16 protein-coding genes, 1 tRNA gene and 1 pseudogene are annotated in these 12,667 nt (G+C 65.9%); 5 read left to right on the top strand and 13 right to left on the bottom strand.

Annotated features, from left to right (window positions below):
* Positions 1-39: 39 nt before the first annotated feature.
* Positions 40-90, top strand: a pseudogene (locus Q0894_RS15785) (hypothetical protein); the annotation flags it as partial.
* Here Q0894_RS15785 and Q0894_RS12885 read toward each other — a convergent pair.
* The 11 genes from Q0894_RS12885 to Q0894_RS12835 form a co-directional block, all read right to left on the bottom strand.
* Positions 68-802: an RNA polymerase sigma factor gene (locus Q0894_RS12885; protein WP_299236018.1), complete on the bottom strand. Its 735-nt coding sequence runs from the start codon at positions 800-802 to the stop codon at positions 68-70. The pseudogene Q0894_RS15785 and the gene Q0894_RS12885 sit on opposite strands and share 23 nt — an antisense overlap.
* On the bottom strand, positions 799-1,332 hold the full coding sequence (locus Q0894_RS12880) for a plastocyanin/azurin family copper-binding protein (RefSeq protein ID WP_299236016.1): 534 nt from the start codon (positions 1,330-1,332) through the stop codon (positions 799-801). Before Q0894_RS12880 ends, Q0894_RS12885 begins: the two co-directional genes overlap by 4 nt.
* Positions 1,329-1,763 carry a hypothetical protein gene (locus tag Q0894_RS12875; protein WP_299236014.1) on the bottom strand — a complete coding sequence of 145 codons (435 nt, stop codon included), beginning with the start codon at positions 1,761-1,763 and terminating at the stop codon, positions 1,329-1,331. The genes Q0894_RS12880 and Q0894_RS12875 overlap by 4 nt, the downstream gene beginning before the upstream one ends.
* A 120-nt stretch (positions 1,764-1,883) precedes the next feature.
* Positions 1,884-2,558 carry a zinc metallopeptidase gene (locus tag Q0894_RS12870; protein ID WP_299236013.1) on the bottom strand — a complete coding sequence of 225 codons (675 nt, stop codon included), beginning with the start codon at positions 2,556-2,558 and terminating at the stop codon, positions 1,884-1,886.
* A gap of 71 nt (positions 2,559-2,629) precedes the next feature.
* The gene (locus Q0894_RS12865; RefSeq protein WP_299236011.1) at positions 2,630-3,760 is read right to left on the bottom strand and encodes a phosphatase domain-containing protein; all 1,131 of its coding nucleotides are present in this window, start codon (positions 3,758-3,760) and stop codon (positions 2,630-2,632) included.
* A 66-nt stretch (positions 3,761-3,826) separates the two neighbouring features.
* Positions 3,827-5,275: a sulfate adenylyltransferase subunit CysN gene (gene cysN, locus Q0894_RS12860; protein ID WP_299236009.1), complete on the bottom strand. Its 1,449-nt coding sequence runs from the start codon at positions 5,273-5,275 to the stop codon at positions 3,827-3,829.
* Complete coding sequence (gene cysD, locus Q0894_RS12855; protein WP_299235993.1) at positions 5,275-6,237, bottom strand: sulfate adenylyltransferase subunit CysD; 963 nt, start codon at positions 6,235-6,237, stop codon at positions 5,275-5,277. Before cysD ends, cysN begins: the two co-directional genes overlap by 1 nt.
* A 119-nt stretch (positions 6,238-6,356) precedes the next feature.
* Positions 6,357-7,100: a phosphodiesterase gene (locus tag Q0894_RS12850; protein ID WP_299235991.1), complete on the bottom strand. Its 744-nt coding sequence runs from the start codon at positions 7,098-7,100 to the stop codon at positions 6,357-6,359.
* Positions 7,101-7,126: 26 nt separating this feature from the next.
* Complete coding sequence (locus Q0894_RS12845; protein ID WP_132045274.1) at positions 7,127-7,576, bottom strand: DUF1249 domain-containing protein; 450 nt, start codon at positions 7,574-7,576, stop codon at positions 7,127-7,129.
* A 1-nt stretch (position 7,577) separates the two neighbouring features.
* Positions 7,578-8,216, bottom strand: a complete 639-nt coding sequence (locus Q0894_RS12840) for an NUDIX domain-containing protein (protein WP_299235989.1) — start codon at positions 8,214-8,216, stop codon at positions 7,578-7,580.
* A 115-nt stretch (positions 8,217-8,331) separates the two neighbouring features.
* Positions 8,332-8,979, bottom strand: a complete 648-nt coding sequence (locus tag Q0894_RS12835; RefSeq protein WP_299235987.1) for a tetratricopeptide repeat protein — start codon at positions 8,977-8,979, stop codon at positions 8,332-8,334.
* A gap of 153 nt (positions 8,980-9,132) precedes the next feature.
* On the opposite strand from Q0894_RS12835, the gene greB reads away from it, so the two are divergent.
* Genes greB through Q0894_RS12820 form a run of 3 tightly spaced genes read left to right on the top strand, consistent with a single transcriptional unit; the run spans position 9,133 to position 10,163 of the window.
* Positions 9,133-9,672 (top strand): transcription elongation factor GreB, encoded by a 540-nt coding sequence (greB, locus tag Q0894_RS12830; RefSeq protein WP_299235985.1) that lies wholly within the window; start codon positions 9,133-9,135, stop codon positions 9,670-9,672.
* 10 nt (positions 9,673-9,682) lie between these two features.
* Positions 9,683-9,940, top strand: coding sequence for a DUF4160 domain-containing protein (locus Q0894_RS12825; RefSeq protein WP_299235983.1), 258 nt, complete (start codon positions 9,683-9,685; stop codon positions 9,938-9,940).
* On the top strand, positions 9,909-10,163 hold the full coding sequence (locus tag Q0894_RS12820; protein WP_299235981.1) for a DUF2442 domain-containing protein: 255 nt from the start codon (positions 9,909-9,911) through the stop codon (positions 10,161-10,163). The genes Q0894_RS12825 and Q0894_RS12820 overlap by 32 nt, the downstream gene beginning before the upstream one ends.
* Here Q0894_RS12820 and Q0894_RS12815 read toward each other — a convergent pair whose 3' ends face one another.
* Both Q0894_RS12815 and Q0894_RS12810 read right to left on the bottom strand, forming a co-directional pair.
* On the bottom strand, positions 10,164-11,198 hold the full coding sequence (locus tag Q0894_RS12815) for a methyltransferase (RefSeq protein ID WP_299235979.1): 1,035 nt from the start codon (positions 11,196-11,198) through the stop codon (positions 10,164-10,166).
* Positions 11,198-12,088 carry a methyltransferase domain-containing protein gene (locus tag Q0894_RS12810; RefSeq protein ID WP_299235977.1) on the bottom strand — a complete coding sequence of 297 codons (891 nt, stop codon included), beginning with the start codon at positions 12,086-12,088 and terminating at the stop codon, positions 11,198-11,200. Before Q0894_RS12810 ends, Q0894_RS12815 begins: the two co-directional genes overlap by 1 nt.
* 163 nt (positions 12,089-12,251) lie before the next feature.
* On the opposite strand from Q0894_RS12810, the gene Q0894_RS12805 reads away from it, so the two are divergent.
* Positions 12,252-12,328: transfer RNA gene (locus tag Q0894_RS12805), tRNA-Arg, on the top strand.
* Positions 12,329-12,667 lie beyond the last annotated feature (339 nt).

The following is a 12,667-nucleotide window of genomic DNA, read 5'->3' as shown; positions in this document are numbered from 1 at the left end:
TTCTCGCTCCATCCCGACGATCCGAGCCGCACCCGAGAGGGCTACCCGGCACCGCGCCGGGCGGTGGTCATCGCCGATCGGGCGGGGTGATCTGCCCCGCCGCTACAAGCCGCTCGACGACACGCCCCGCCATGCCGGCACAGCGCGCGCCATCGAAGGGAAAGACCTCGCCGAAGCCTCCCTTCATCTTCGCCTCCAGGCGGGCACGCAGCTTGCGACGCGCCCGAAACAGCCGCGTCTTGATGGTCGCGGGATTGATGCCCAGGTCCCGGGCGATGGCGAAGACCCCCATGCCCTCGACCTCGTGCATCAAGAAAGGCAGCCGGAACTCCGGCGCCAGCTCGTCGAGGGCTTCCTCCAGCAGGGCTCGAAACTCCCGGCGACCGAGCCCCGCCTCGAGGGCCTCGGGGCCGATACCGGGAAAGACCACCACGGTGTCATCGGTATCGCCTTCATCCACGGTGTCGTACTCCTCCAGCGGACGCCGGCGACGCCACTGCATCCTGGCCTGGTTGATCACGATGCGGGTCAGCCAGGTGGAGAAGCGCGCCGTGCCACGGAAGGTATCGAGCCGCGTGAAGGCCGCCACATAGGCCTCCTGCACTGCCTCCTCCGCGGCGGCATCGCTGTCCAGCAGGCCACGCGCGACACGAAACAGCCGCGGATTGAAGCGTCGCACCAGCTCGCGCACCGCCGCCTCGTCGCCATGCCGTGCCCGGGCAACCAGTTCGCTCTCTGCCTCACCGGCTAGCGCCGGCACCAACCCCTCGGGCGACTCAAGACCGCGCAGACGATGTGTCATGCAGCCTCCTCCGGCATCACCTGGCCGTGGGCAAGAATCCGCTCCACCGACGGCAGCGCCGCCAGTGCGGTGGCGGCGGCGTGATCCGTCGCGACGACCGCCCCCTGCCACCCCGGCGTCTCCGGGGTGCCCACCACGATGCGACCCACCATGCCCGCCCGCTCATGGGGCAGGCAGTAGTAGTCATAGACCCCCGGGGCATCCAGCACCACCTCGAAGGCGTCACCCGGCAGCAGAAACCCGCTGTGAAACGGGACGGCCGCATCGGGAATGCGCTGCGACCGCTCGAAGTTCGCCGGGTGATAGGCCGTGGCCGTATGGCTGTTGCCGGGGTCTCGATTGACGAAGCGCACGCGCGTCGATGGCGCCACCGCGATCCCCAGTGGCATGAACCATACCCGCTCGCCGCGCGCCGTGCCGAGCATGGCGATCTCGACCTCATGCTCCGGCTCGGCGATGGCCAGGGGCAGCGCGGCCAGAGCGGCGATGCCGCCGCTCATGACCAGGAACCGGCGTCGAGTCAGGCTCATGGGGTCAGCCTCGCCTTCGCCTCGCTGTCGTGGAACAGCACGACATGGGCATGGGGTTCATCCACGCCGGGATGGCCGGCGTTATAGTAGATATCCACCGACTCGACAGGGTGCAGGCCCACCGCCATATCATTGAAGGCCGCTCCCTCCTCCAGTGCCGCCAGCGGCGTCATGTAGACGGTGGCCGACAGCTGCCCCTCGCGATCATAGGCCAGGAACGGGCCGGCCGGCAGGGTGTCGGGGTCGACGAAGAGCGTACCGAGCCCGGGGATAAACTCCGGCAGCGGCAGCGCATCACTCACCTTGATAAAGGGCGCTTCAGGCGGCGCCTGCCGCAGCGCTTCCTCGTCATGGGCCATGGCCTGTGACGAGATACCGCCCAGCAGCCCGGCCACTCCCAGTCCGATTGTCAGCGTCTTGATGCTATTCATGGTGACTCCCCTCCAGCGGGTTGATGATGCGCGCCAGCGGCGCATCTACCCGTTGGTTGCAGCAGCCACACGCTGGGTTCCCGCCTTCGCACGACATGCGTTTCGCAGGCGTCCAGGCCTTCAGCGTCTGAGGATCACCAGCCAGCGCCCCAGATTGAGAATGCTCGACAGCGACGCCGCCACATAGGTGAAGGCGCAGGCGGTCAGCACATGGCGGGCACCGGCCATGTCGCCGGGCGGGATGTACTCCTTGAGCAGCGGCAGGGCACGCTGGAAGCTGGCATCGAACTCCACCGGCAGGGTCACCAGATGTACCAGCGCGGCGGTGCCGAAGCTGATCACCGCCGCCACCACCACGATGGCAAGCCCACCGGGGAGACGGGTCAGCACGAACAGGAAGGGGGCGGCCATCATCAACAGGGCGCCGAGCTTCTCGGCCTTCTGGGCCACCGTCACCAGCCGCGAGCGCGCCAGCAGCGGGGCATAGCCCTGGTGATGCTGGATGGCATGTCCCACCTCGTGGGCCGCCACCGTGACGGCGGTGAGGGAGCGCCCCCGGTACACCGCGGGGGAGAGCCGCACGCAGCGCGCCTCGGGATCGTAGTGATCGCCCCGCTCGGTCGCCTCTACCCGAACGTCCTCGATGCCGAGGCGGCGCAGCAGATGCTCGGCCAGCTCCGCCCCGCTGCCGGGGTAGTCATCACGCCCCCGTGCATGTCGCTTGAGCACCCACTGGGCCCAGGCATTGGGCAGCAGGAAGATAGCCAACAGCAGAACGATCACCAAGACGATCATCACGGGCACCCGAGCAAACTGGCGATAGGGACCTTGAGGGTATCAGGAGACGCGACTCGCCAGGAGGCTGATCACGCCGGGTCGTCTTTACAATCGGCGATATCCCGACGCACGGCCTCCACGCCATGGGAGGAGATATAGCCATTGGCATACGCATGCTCCGCCATCAGGTTGCTGTCGGGGGCCAGCACCAACTCACATGATGTATGGCGAATCTGGTCGCGAAGCCGCTGAATGGCGCGTTCACGATCCGGTTTGTCGTCCACCCGCCGAATATAGATCGCCTTGATGCGATCGGGGTTCGCCTCGACGATCTGGGTATAGATCTCGGGGTCATGCTGGCCACTGTCACCGATCAGGATGCAGGGCATCTCGTCGAACAGGGCCAGCATGCGCGCGATCAGGTCGCGCTTGTGATCCTCGGCACGCCGTGGCCAGGGGTGGCGAAGGGAGATGCCCCACTCGCGCATGAACAGGATGGGTCCCACGGGAATATGGTTGAGCTGAAAGAAGGTCTCCAGGACCTCGTAGATCGCCCAGGGGCCGCGGGATACATAGATGATCGGGCGCTGGGCATGCCCCTCTGCGCCACGATGCAGTGCCTGGTAGAGCGAGGCGGCACCGGAAAAGGCGGTGCGGCGATGGGGCTTTTCGACGAACAGCCGATACAGCATGCGCAGCTTGTCGGCGACGCCCGTGTACATGACCGTGTCATCGATATCGCTGATCACCATCAGATCCGTTTCGGGCAGCGCCACGAAGACATCGACGCTCGCCTGAACGGGAGGCTGGCTGTTTGCCGTGACCACGAGATCCGCCCGGTGCCAGGCGACCTCCTCGGGCAACGGATGAGTGATAGGCAGCTGGGCATCGAAGTAGCCATCCCTGTCCGTGGTCACGGCGACGCCATTGTCGCCGAGACGTATCTCCACGCGGGCGTCGGCGTACCCGCGACGAGCGACCCGCCGCACGACATCGGCGGTGTCACGCAGCATGCTGCGGCGCGGGATCATCCGCCCGAGGCGCGCCTGGCGGAACACCCGGCCCATCACAAAGACCTGCGTGCGGGAGCCGTATCCTCGATATGGCTGGACCATCATGCCGCCACGACCATGATCGTGCTTCATGGGGCTGGCGACGGTACGCACCAGCCGCTTGATGAAGTCCAGAACGTGGCGAACGGTCGCGATAGGGGATTTCATGCTGCGCAGCCTCTCCTTGTGCCATCCCGACCGGCCGCGCCGCCTACTCTCCTCTGGTCCCTCGGCTTATGGCTCTCGGCGGAGCAGCTCGCGCAGGTCCCTGGCCTCCCAGTGGGGGAAGTAGCGGCGCACCAGGGCGTTGAGTTCGAGCTCGAAACCGGCCCAGTCGATATCACCGGGAGCGGCACCCTCGCTTGCGTGGATGCGGCGTACCATCCCGGCCCCCACGGTGACATTGGTTAGCCGGTCGATGACGATAAAGCTGCCGGTACCGGGGCTAAACGCATAGTCATCCACCGGCACCTCTCCCGTCAATGTCACCCGGCAGCGGGCGATGGCGTTGAGCTCGAGGCGCTCGGCGGGGTGACGCTCCAGGGTATTGACGTCCACCTGATGATCGATGGCACTCACCTGCCCCGCCACCGAACGGCCGGCCAGACGAATATCGACCTGGCGGCCAGGCTCGAGGGGCTGCTCATGCATCCATACGATATCCGCCTCGAAGACATTCGTGAGCGCCACCTCGGCATCCTCGGCGACGATCCAGTCACCCCGGGAGATATCCAGCTCATCGGCAAGGGTCACGGTGATCGCCTGGCCGGGGAAGGCCTCCTCGAGATCGCCGTCCCAGGTCACGATGCGCTCGACCGTAGAGCTCACCCCCGAGGGCAGCACCTTGATCGCCTGGCCGGGGCGCAGCAGACCGGCCTCCAGGGTGCCGGCATAGCCGCGAAAGTCGAGATTGGGGCGGTTGACGATCTGCACCGGCAGGCGCAGGTCGGAGAGATTGCGATCGCGGCTGACCTCTACCGTCTCGAGCAGCTCCAGCAGCGTCGGCCCCGGCTCTCCCTCCACCCTGTACCAGGGCATGGCGGCGCTGGGATTGACCACGTTATCGCCCTTGAGCGCCGAAATCGGCACGAAGCGGATATCCGGGGCATTGAGCTTCTCGGCGATCGTCTGATACTCGGCGACGATCTCCTCGAAGCGCTCACGGGAGTAGTCCACCAGGTCGAGCTTGTTGACCGCCACCACCAGGTGCTGGATGCCCAGCAGGTCGGCGATGAAGCTGTGCCGCCGGGTCTGGGTCTGCACCCCGTGACGCGCATCGACCAGGATGATCGCCAGGCTCGCATTGGAGGCCCCGGTGGCCATGTTGCGCGTGTACTGCTCGTGCCCCGGGGTGTCGGCGATGATGAACTTGCGACGATCGGTGGAGAAGAAGCGGTAGGCCACATCGATGGTGATGCCCTGCTCGCGCTCCGACTGCAGGCCATCGACCAGCAGCGCCAGATCCACCTCCTCGCCGGTGGTACCGCTCTTCTTGGAGGCCTGGGTGATCGCCGCCAGCTGGTCGTCGAAGATCATCTTGGAGTCGTGCAGCAGGCGACCGATCAGGGTCGACTTGCCGTCGTCGACGCTGCCGCAGGTGATGAAGCGCAGCAGGTCCTTGTTCTCATGCTCGCTCAGATACTGCTCGATATTGTCGGCGATCAGGGTCGATTGGTGTGACATCAGAAATAGCCCTCGCGCTTCTTCCTCTCCATTGAGCCCGCCTGGTCGTGGTCGATGGCGCGGCCGCTGCGTTCGCTGGTGCGAGTCAGCAGCATCTCCTGGATGATCTCGGGCAGTGTCGCCGCCTTCGACTCCACCGCCCCGGTGAGCGGATAGCAGCCCAGGGTGCGAAAGCGCACCCACTTCTCCTCGGGGACCTCGCCATCCGCCAGCGGCAGGCGCTCGTCATCGACCATGATCTGCATGCCGTCACGCTCCACGACCGGGCGTGGTGCGGCGAAGTAGAGCGGCACGATGGGGATGCTCTCCAGGTAGATGTATTGCCAGATATCCAGCTCGGTCCAGTTCGAGAGCGGGAAGGCGCGGATCGACTCGCCCTTGTTGACCCGGGCGTTGTAGAGGTTCCACAGCTCGGGGCGCTGATTCTTGGGGTCCCAGCGGTGGAAGCGGTCGCGGAAGGAGAACACCCGCTCCTTGGCGCGGCTCGCCTCCTCGTCCCGGCGTGCACCACCGAAGGCGGCATCGAAGCCGTAGTGGTCCAGGGCCTGCTTGAGGGCCTGGGTCTTCATCACATCGGTATAGCCGCTGGAGCCGTGATCGAAGGGGTTGATGCCGGCGGCACGCCCCTCCTCATTGGTGTGCACCAGCAGCTCCATGCCCGCCTGCTCGGCCATTCGATCGCGAAAGGCGATCATTTCGCGGAACTTCCAGGTGGTGTCGACATGCAGCAGCGGAAAGGGCGGCGGCCCGGGGTAGAAGGCCTTGCGGGCCAGGTGCAGCATCACCGCCGAATCCTTGCCGATGGAGTAGAGCATCACCGGGTTGGCGAACTCGGCCACCACCTCGCGGATGATATGGATCGACTCCGCCTCGAGCTGCTTGAGGTGGGTAAGCCGCCGTGGATCGGGCGCGGCAGTCGCCGCGGGCGCCTCCGTGCGCTTGGGGGCATGAAGCAGGGTCATGGCCGGTTACCTCGCATGACATGGCAAAGAAGACAGGGACGCTGTCGATTGTCGATGTCTGGCAGGGTAACGCCGGGCCAATAATAACCCAAAAGAATCAATAACTATCTTTTTATAACTTATATCGAGATATCGACCCGTTCGACCCGCGTGGTCAACGCCTCCTCCAGATCGATGACGCGATACCCGGGGCGCGCGACCGGGTCGACGGCAAAGTGATCGCTGCCCGGTAGAAAGGGGTCGATGGTGGAGGGGCAGCCGTAGACCGTGACCTCGCCCTCCTCCAGCGCATGGCGCCCGACGAAGGCCTGGTGGATATGGCCACAGAGAATCGCCTGGACATGTGAATGGGGAGCCAGGGTCTGCCAGAACGTCTCCCTGTGCCGCAGGCCGATGGCATCCAGCCAGGCGGACCCTACCAACAGGGGCGGGTGATGCATGGCGATCAGCACCGGCCGCGACCTGTCGGCGACGAGGCGACGCTCCAGCGCCTGCAGGGCCGCCGCGTCGAGCTCGCCGTGGGGCTGGCCGGGCAGATGGGTATCGAGCAGCAGGAGTCGCCAGTGGCCGAGGGTCAGCTCGTCGTTCAGTGGCCGAGTCTCGGCCATGGGGGCGAGCACATCGTGATTGCCGGGCAGCCACTCCCAGGGCGCATCGAGAGCGTCCAGCGTGCGCCGTGCCAGCGCATAGGAGGCCGCGCTGTCATCGTTGCTGATGTCACCGGTGACCAGCACCAGGTCCGGGCGTTCCTGGTTGACGGCCGCGACCACCGCCTCCAGCTGGCGCAGTGGCACCCCGCGCCGGCCGCGGGCCTTTGGGTCGGCGCATAGATGGCAGTCGCTGATCTGAATCAGGCGGGGCATGGCAGGCTCCGGGGGGTATCAGCCGCTTAGCGCAGCGCTGGAACGTCGAGGGAGTGGCCGTGGGCCAGGCCGTGCTCGAGCCACTCGCCGAGGAAGCGGTTGAGCTGCAGCTTCTCGTCCGGCTGGTGCATCTGGGCATTGGGGTAGCGATAGCGGCCGTGGAAGTGGCGCTGGCGCTGGAAGTCGGTGACCTCGGCCATGCGCGCATCATGATAGAGATGCACACGCATGCGAGGCGTCTCGAGGTAGTCGTCGAGGATGCCGCGCTGGGTGACCCGCACGATGCTGGTATAAGGCGCGCGCTCCTGCAGCTTGAGACACAGCTGGCCGACGCGGTGGCCGTGGCTCACCAGCTCCACCTCACGGCTCTCACCGGGTGCAAGCTCACCCATCAGGCGCAGCAGCCGCAGATAGTTGGCGCTGCACTCGCCCTGCAGGCTCTTCAGATCGGTCACATAGGCGCTTCTCGTCGGCACGCTACCTCCTCGCTCGCAATGAGGCCCGTTCACCGGACAGCCAGTGGAAGGCGATCAGGCACATGGCATTGTCGAGTCGTCCAGACTGCAGGAGTTCCCAGGCCCGCGCAAACGACAGCACATGCACGCGAATGTCCTCGTGCTCCTCGTCCAGGCCGTGCACCCCGCCGAGGCCGCGGCTGTCGACCAGGCCACAGAGCAGGGTGACCCGCTCGTTGCAGGCGCCGGGGCTGGGATAGTAGGTGTGCAGCTCGATCAGCTCACCCACCTCGCACCCCGCCTCCTCCTGGCATTCACGGCGCGCGACATCGGCAACGCTCTCGCCCCGCTCCACCAGGCCCGCGACGACCTCGAGCTTCCAGGGAGACTCGGGATCATCGATGGCACCGGCACGAAACTGCTCCACCAGCACCACCGCATCGCGCTCGGGGTCGTAGAGCAGCACTCCCACGGCGTCGTGGCGCTGGTGCACCTCGCGCACCATGGGCTCGCTCCAGCCACCCTGGAACAGGCGATGGCGCAGATGCAGCGACTCGAGGCGGAAGAAGCCCTGATGGAGGCAACGGCGCTCGGCAAGCTCCACATCGGCACGGGTGAAGGGTGCGGCAGCCAGATCCGGGATCTCGCGAGGGTCACGCATGGCGCTCTCCGGTCACAGGAAAGGCCCCATTATCGTGATCGACACCGGGGATGCCAACCTTGAACGCGATACCTGGCCAACGACTGCCACAGCCGATCGCGATAGCCCTGAGCCCTCAGAGACTGGACAGCAGCTCGCGGGCCTCGTCGCGCAGCGCCTCGTCGGAGGCCGTTCGAGACGGCCGCGCCTGCCCTTCCACGGCGCGCCGGGCATGCTCGCGGGCCTCGCCCAGGCGCCCCTCCTCCTTGAGGAAGGCGGCATAGTAGAAGTTGACGTCGATACCGTCGGGGCGAATGGCCAGGGCCTGCTGGAACATGCGCTCGGCGGTCTCGCTGTCACCGAAGCCCAGCAGGCCACCCGGCACGCGATCGTAGAGCGCGCCCAGGGTGACGTAGGCGGAGCCATTATGCCCCCGGGGGTCGAGCTCTACCGCCCGCTCCAGGGCAGCGCGGGCGCTCTTGGCACTGGAGAGCGCCCCAAGTCCGCTGCGCTCCCGCGCCCAGGAGGCCTCGATGATGCCCCGCCACACCAGCGGTACCGCCGCATTCGGGTGTTCCTCCACCAGCCGCTCGACCTGGCCGGCCAGGGCCTTGAGGCCATCGGCACGCTCCCCCTCGGGCTGCTCGGTCACCACGCGCTCCCAGTGGTTCTTGATGCCCTCCACCCGCGCCTCCCAGGCGTGGGCGGCTGCCACAGGAAGCACCGCCAGGCTCAGGCTAACGCCCAGCCCCATGGCGCTTGTCAGCAGTCGACGTCGTATCATCTCGGCTCTCCTTCGGGTGTTGGTATTGTGATCCCACTCCCGAATGTAACGAACGTTTGAATTATTCGCCAGTCGCTCCCATCTTGGCCTTCGCCACTCGCTTGGCGTATGTTCCCGCCAGATATCGACAGGCTATGAATCACGAGGTACACCATGAAAGGCCGCAACATGACCCGTTGGCGCGACCCGGCCAAGGATCCGCGCCAGGAACCCAAGAGCCACCTGATCACCGCCGAGGGCGCCGAGCGGCTGCGCGGCATCCTCGACCATCTCTCGCGGGTCAAGCGCCCCGCCCTCTCCGCCAAGGTGGGCGAGGCGGCGGCCCTGGGCGACCGCTCGGAGAACGCCGACTATACGTACAACAAGAAGGAACTGAACCGGGTCATCGCGCGCATCCGCTACCTGACCAAGCGGCTCGACGAGCTGACGGTGGTGGACCGGCTGCCGGCGGATACCGGCAAGGTCTACTTCGGCGCCTTCGTCACCCTGGAGGATGAGGAAGGCGAGGAGATGCGTATCCGCATCGTCGGCCACGACGAGATCGCCCCCGACAAGCACTGGATCAGCGTCGACTCGCCGCTGGCCAGGGCGCTGCTCGGCAAGCCCCTGGACGAGGAGGTCACGGTGGCCGCCCCCGGCGGCGAGACCACCTACATCATCACCGAGATCGACTACCGCGACCCGCAGGCATAGGAGTACCACCATGCCGGTCATCTTCCGCTACAAGGGTATAAGGTTCTTCTTCTACTCCAACGAAGGCAACCCACTCGAGCCTATCCATGTTCATGCAGAAAGCGGAGATGGGGAGGCCAAGATCTGGCTGGAGCCACAGGTCGCTATCGCCAACAGCGCTGGCTACAATCGGAAACAGCTCTCACAGCTTATGCAGTTGGTCGAAGAGCATCGTCATGATATCGAGAGGGCCTGGAATGAGCATTTCCGCCAAGACCGTCAGCTTTGATGACTACACCATGTGGGTCGAGCTCAACGATGGCAGAACGCTGGGTATCCCATTAGCCTGGTTTCCACGCCTGCTGCACGCCACTCCCGACGAACGCGACGCGTTTCGAATCAGCTACTCAGGCAAGGGGCTTCACTGGGATGCCCTCGATGAGGACATCTCCGTCGCCGGGCTGCTCGCCGGCCGAGGCGACATCACACAGCACCACGACCACGTCGCCTGATCAGCGCTTGATGGCGCGATAGACCCGGTAGCGACGATCGTCGGCGAGGATCTCGAAGCTGCCAAAGGCGCGCTCGAGCCGGTCCGGATAGGGCAGGAAGGCGTTGGCCACGATGATCAAGGCACCACCGGGGCGCAGGTGCGCCCGCGCCTCGCCGATCAGCCGCGCCGCGGGGCCGTAATCGATGGCGCGCTCCTGATGAAACGGCGGGTTGCTGATGATGGCATCGAACTGACGCTCCGCCAGCGCCGAGTAGACATCGCTCTCCAGCACCTCGCCGGCCAGCTCGTTGGCTGCCAGGCTGCGCCGGGTCGCCTCCACCGAGAAGGCGTTGACATCCACGGCACTGACCCGCGCTCCCTGGCGTGCCAGCCAGGCGGCGAGGATGCCGTCACCACAGCCCATATCCAGAAGCTCGCGACCCTCGAACCTCAGCGCTCCAGGCAAACTCTCCAGCAGCAGCCGAGTGCCATCGTCGAGCTTGCCGTGGCCGAATACACCCGGATGGCTGGCCAGGGTCAACGGCTCGTCATCCAGGCCGGCATCGAAGGTGGTCCAGGCCGCCGCCGGGTCGATCTCCACCCGGCCGAGACGGCTCTCGAACAGCGAGCAGCGCCGCGCGCTGTCGAGCTTGCGACACCCCAGCCCCAGGGCGGCCAGCACCTTGAGCACCCGCTTGATGCCGCCCTGGTTCTCACCCACCAGCTGCAATGGCGTGCCCTCGGGCAGCGTGGCGCACAACCACAGCAGCCACCACTCACCCAGGGCATGACTCTTGGGCCAGAACAGCACCACCCCGGCCGGGCCGGGCTCGTCACCGGCAAGCTCGGGCGCAAAGGGGGAATGTGCCCTGCCGCCGGCGGCCTGCCACGCCTCACGCAGGCTCAGGTCGGCACTGATCGCCATCCCCTGCCCCGCCGCCTCCAGCCAGGTGTCCCGTGGCGGCGCCACCCACCACCAACCGCGATAGTCGGCGGCCTGGCGCTCCAGCAGCTGGCAGACCGGATTCTCGGCGCGGGGTGTCTCGGCATGCATCACAGGGGCTCCTGGTCTTGTAAAGAGGTTGATGAAGAGGTTGGTGAAGAGACTGATGAAGAGGCGGGTGAAACCGGGGTATCACGGCGCACCAGGGTATAGAGCAGATAGCGGCCCAGCCGCCAGTGGGGGTCGACCCGGCAGTAGCGCCACTCGAGCTCGAGCAGCCGCTCGCGGTCGTCATCGGTCTGCGGGGGGCTGCGCAAATAGTCATGGAAGACCCGAATGCCCGCGACCTCGCGCACCTCAAGGCCCAGCTCGGCACTCCAGGCCATGATCTGGGCGTGTGTCAGCGGCGAGATCGGTGTCAGTCGACGACGCAGTCCCTTGCCCTCCAGGCGGTCATCCAGGGCCTTCTGCAGGTTACCCTTGACCACATTGGAGAAGCGCAGGGCATCGCGATTGAAGACCATCAACGAGAGCTGCCCGCCCGGGACCAGCAGGCCGGCCAGGGTCGCCAGGGCCGCACGCGGATCCCCCAGCCACTCGAGCACCGCATGGCAGGCGATCAACGACCAGGGGCCGGGGGCCTGCTCGGGAAGCGCCTGCAGCGGCGCCGGAAGAAAGGTGATCTCGCGCTCGGCCGATGTTTTCAGCAGCGCCTCGCGGGCCCGTTCGAGCATCTCGGCGGAGGGCTCGGCCAGGGTGACCGGATGCCCCCGCTCGGCAAACCAGCCGGCCAGCTGCCCCAGGCCACCGCCCACGTCGAGCAGCGGCTGGCCGCGCAGATCGAGCATCTCCGGCAGCAGGCGGTCGAGCAGCGCCAGGCGCAGCTCTCCCCGCACGCCGCCATAGAGGCTCGCGGCAAACTTGTCGGCCAGGCCGTCGAAATGGCGATCACCATGGATGGAGAGCGGAGACGATGGCGGCGGAGACGAAGGGACAGTCATGGGGCGACCTTGTACGAAGATGCCGGCATTCTACCCGCAAGCCGCCTCCGGCTCATCTCCATAACGCCCCGAATCGCTGCCATCCGGGACGGCACCTATCGACGATGGCACCTTGCTGCCGGTTCCCCTCGGCGGCACATTTCTCTATAATGCGCCGCGTGTTGCCCCCATAGCTCAGCTGGATAGAGCGTCCCCCTCCTAAGGGGAAGGTCTCAGGTTCGAATCCTGATGGGGGCGCCACTTCCTGCCTGCTACCGGTAGCTCCTGACGGTTCTGGTCGTTCCTCGTTTATTCATTGGCTACCCAGCGTCTCGGCCCATAGGGCACGGCTGACCTCCTCGAACTGCTCCTCCCGATCAAGAGGCCCGTCGGGCCGCTGTGATCGATGTCGAGATAGCCGCCGGCAAAGTTCCTACGACTTTAGTCGCTTTAAACTCCCATGGCGTTGTTATCAACGCTGCGTCTCGCTAATTTCGTCCTGACGTTTACGTCAGCTGCAACGCCAATTCGCACTATTGGCTGCACCGCAGGAACAACATTATAAAGCCGGCCCTCACGGCCAAATGATTCAAGGAACAA

Origin of the sequence: uncultured Halomonas sp., assembly GCF_947501415.1 — a bacterium.
GTDB lineage: Bacteria > Pseudomonadota > Gammaproteobacteria > Pseudomonadales > Halomonadaceae > Halomonas.
Note: the sequence above shows the minus strand (reverse complement) of the source record. Positions and strands in the feature narration are given on the sequence as shown.

What these genes read in the sequence shown, in the direction of transcription:
- Q0894_RS12870 (WP_299236013.1), bottom strand. Translation starts at nt 2,558, where the DNA reads ATGATCGTCTTGGTGATCGTTCTGCTGTTGGCTATCTTCCTGCTGCCC.
- Q0894_RS12875 (WP_299236014.1), bottom strand. Translation starts at nt 1,763, where the DNA reads ATGAATAGCATCAAGACGCTGACAATCGGACTGGGAGTGGCCGGGCTG.
- greB (WP_299235985.1), top strand. Translation starts at nt 9,133, where the DNA reads ATGAAAGGCCGCAACATGACCCGTTGGCGCGACCCGGCCAAGGATCCG.
- Q0894_RS12850 (WP_299235991.1), bottom strand. Translation starts at nt 7,100, where the DNA reads ATGCCCCGCCTGATTCAGATCAGCGACTGCCATCTATGCGCCGACCCA.
- cysD (WP_299235993.1), bottom strand. Translation starts at nt 6,237, where the DNA reads ATGACCCTGCTTCATGCCCCCAAGCGCACGGAGGCGCCCGCGGCGACT.
- Q0894_RS12835 (WP_299235987.1), bottom strand. Translation starts at nt 8,979, where the DNA reads ATGATACGACGTCGACTGCTGACAAGCGCCATGGGGCTGGGCGTTAGC.
- Q0894_RS12865 (WP_299236011.1), bottom strand. Translation starts at nt 3,760, where the DNA reads ATGAAATCCCCTATCGCGACCGTTCGCCACGTTCTGGACTTCATCAAG.
- Q0894_RS12885 (WP_299236018.1), bottom strand. Translation starts at nt 802, where the DNA reads ATGACACATCGTCTGCGCGGTCTTGAGTCGCCCGAGGGGTTGGTGCCG.
- Q0894_RS12820 (WP_299235981.1), top strand. Translation starts at nt 9,909, where the DNA reads ATGAGCATTTCCGCCAAGACCGTCAGCTTTGATGACTACACCATGTGG.
- Q0894_RS12840 (WP_299235989.1), bottom strand. Translation starts at nt 8,216, where the DNA reads ATGCGTGACCCTCGCGAGATCCCGGATCTGGCTGCCGCACCCTTCACC.
- Q0894_RS12815 (WP_299235979.1), bottom strand. Translation starts at nt 11,198, where the DNA reads ATGCATGCCGAGACACCCCGCGCCGAGAATCCGGTCTGCCAGCTGCTG.
- Q0894_RS12825 (WP_299235983.1), top strand. Translation starts at nt 9,683, where the DNA reads ATGCCGGTCATCTTCCGCTACAAGGGTATAAGGTTCTTCTTCTACTCC.
- Q0894_RS12880 (WP_299236016.1), bottom strand. Translation starts at nt 1,332, where the DNA reads ATGAGCCTGACTCGACGCCGGTTCCTGGTCATGAGCGGCGGCATCGCC.
- Q0894_RS12810 (WP_299235977.1), bottom strand. Translation starts at nt 12,088, where the DNA reads ATGACTGTCCCTTCGTCTCCGCCGCCATCGTCTCCGCTCTCCATCCAT.
- cysN (WP_299236009.1), bottom strand. Translation starts at nt 5,275, where the DNA reads ATGTCACACCAATCGACCCTGATCGCCGACAATATCGAGCAGTATCTG.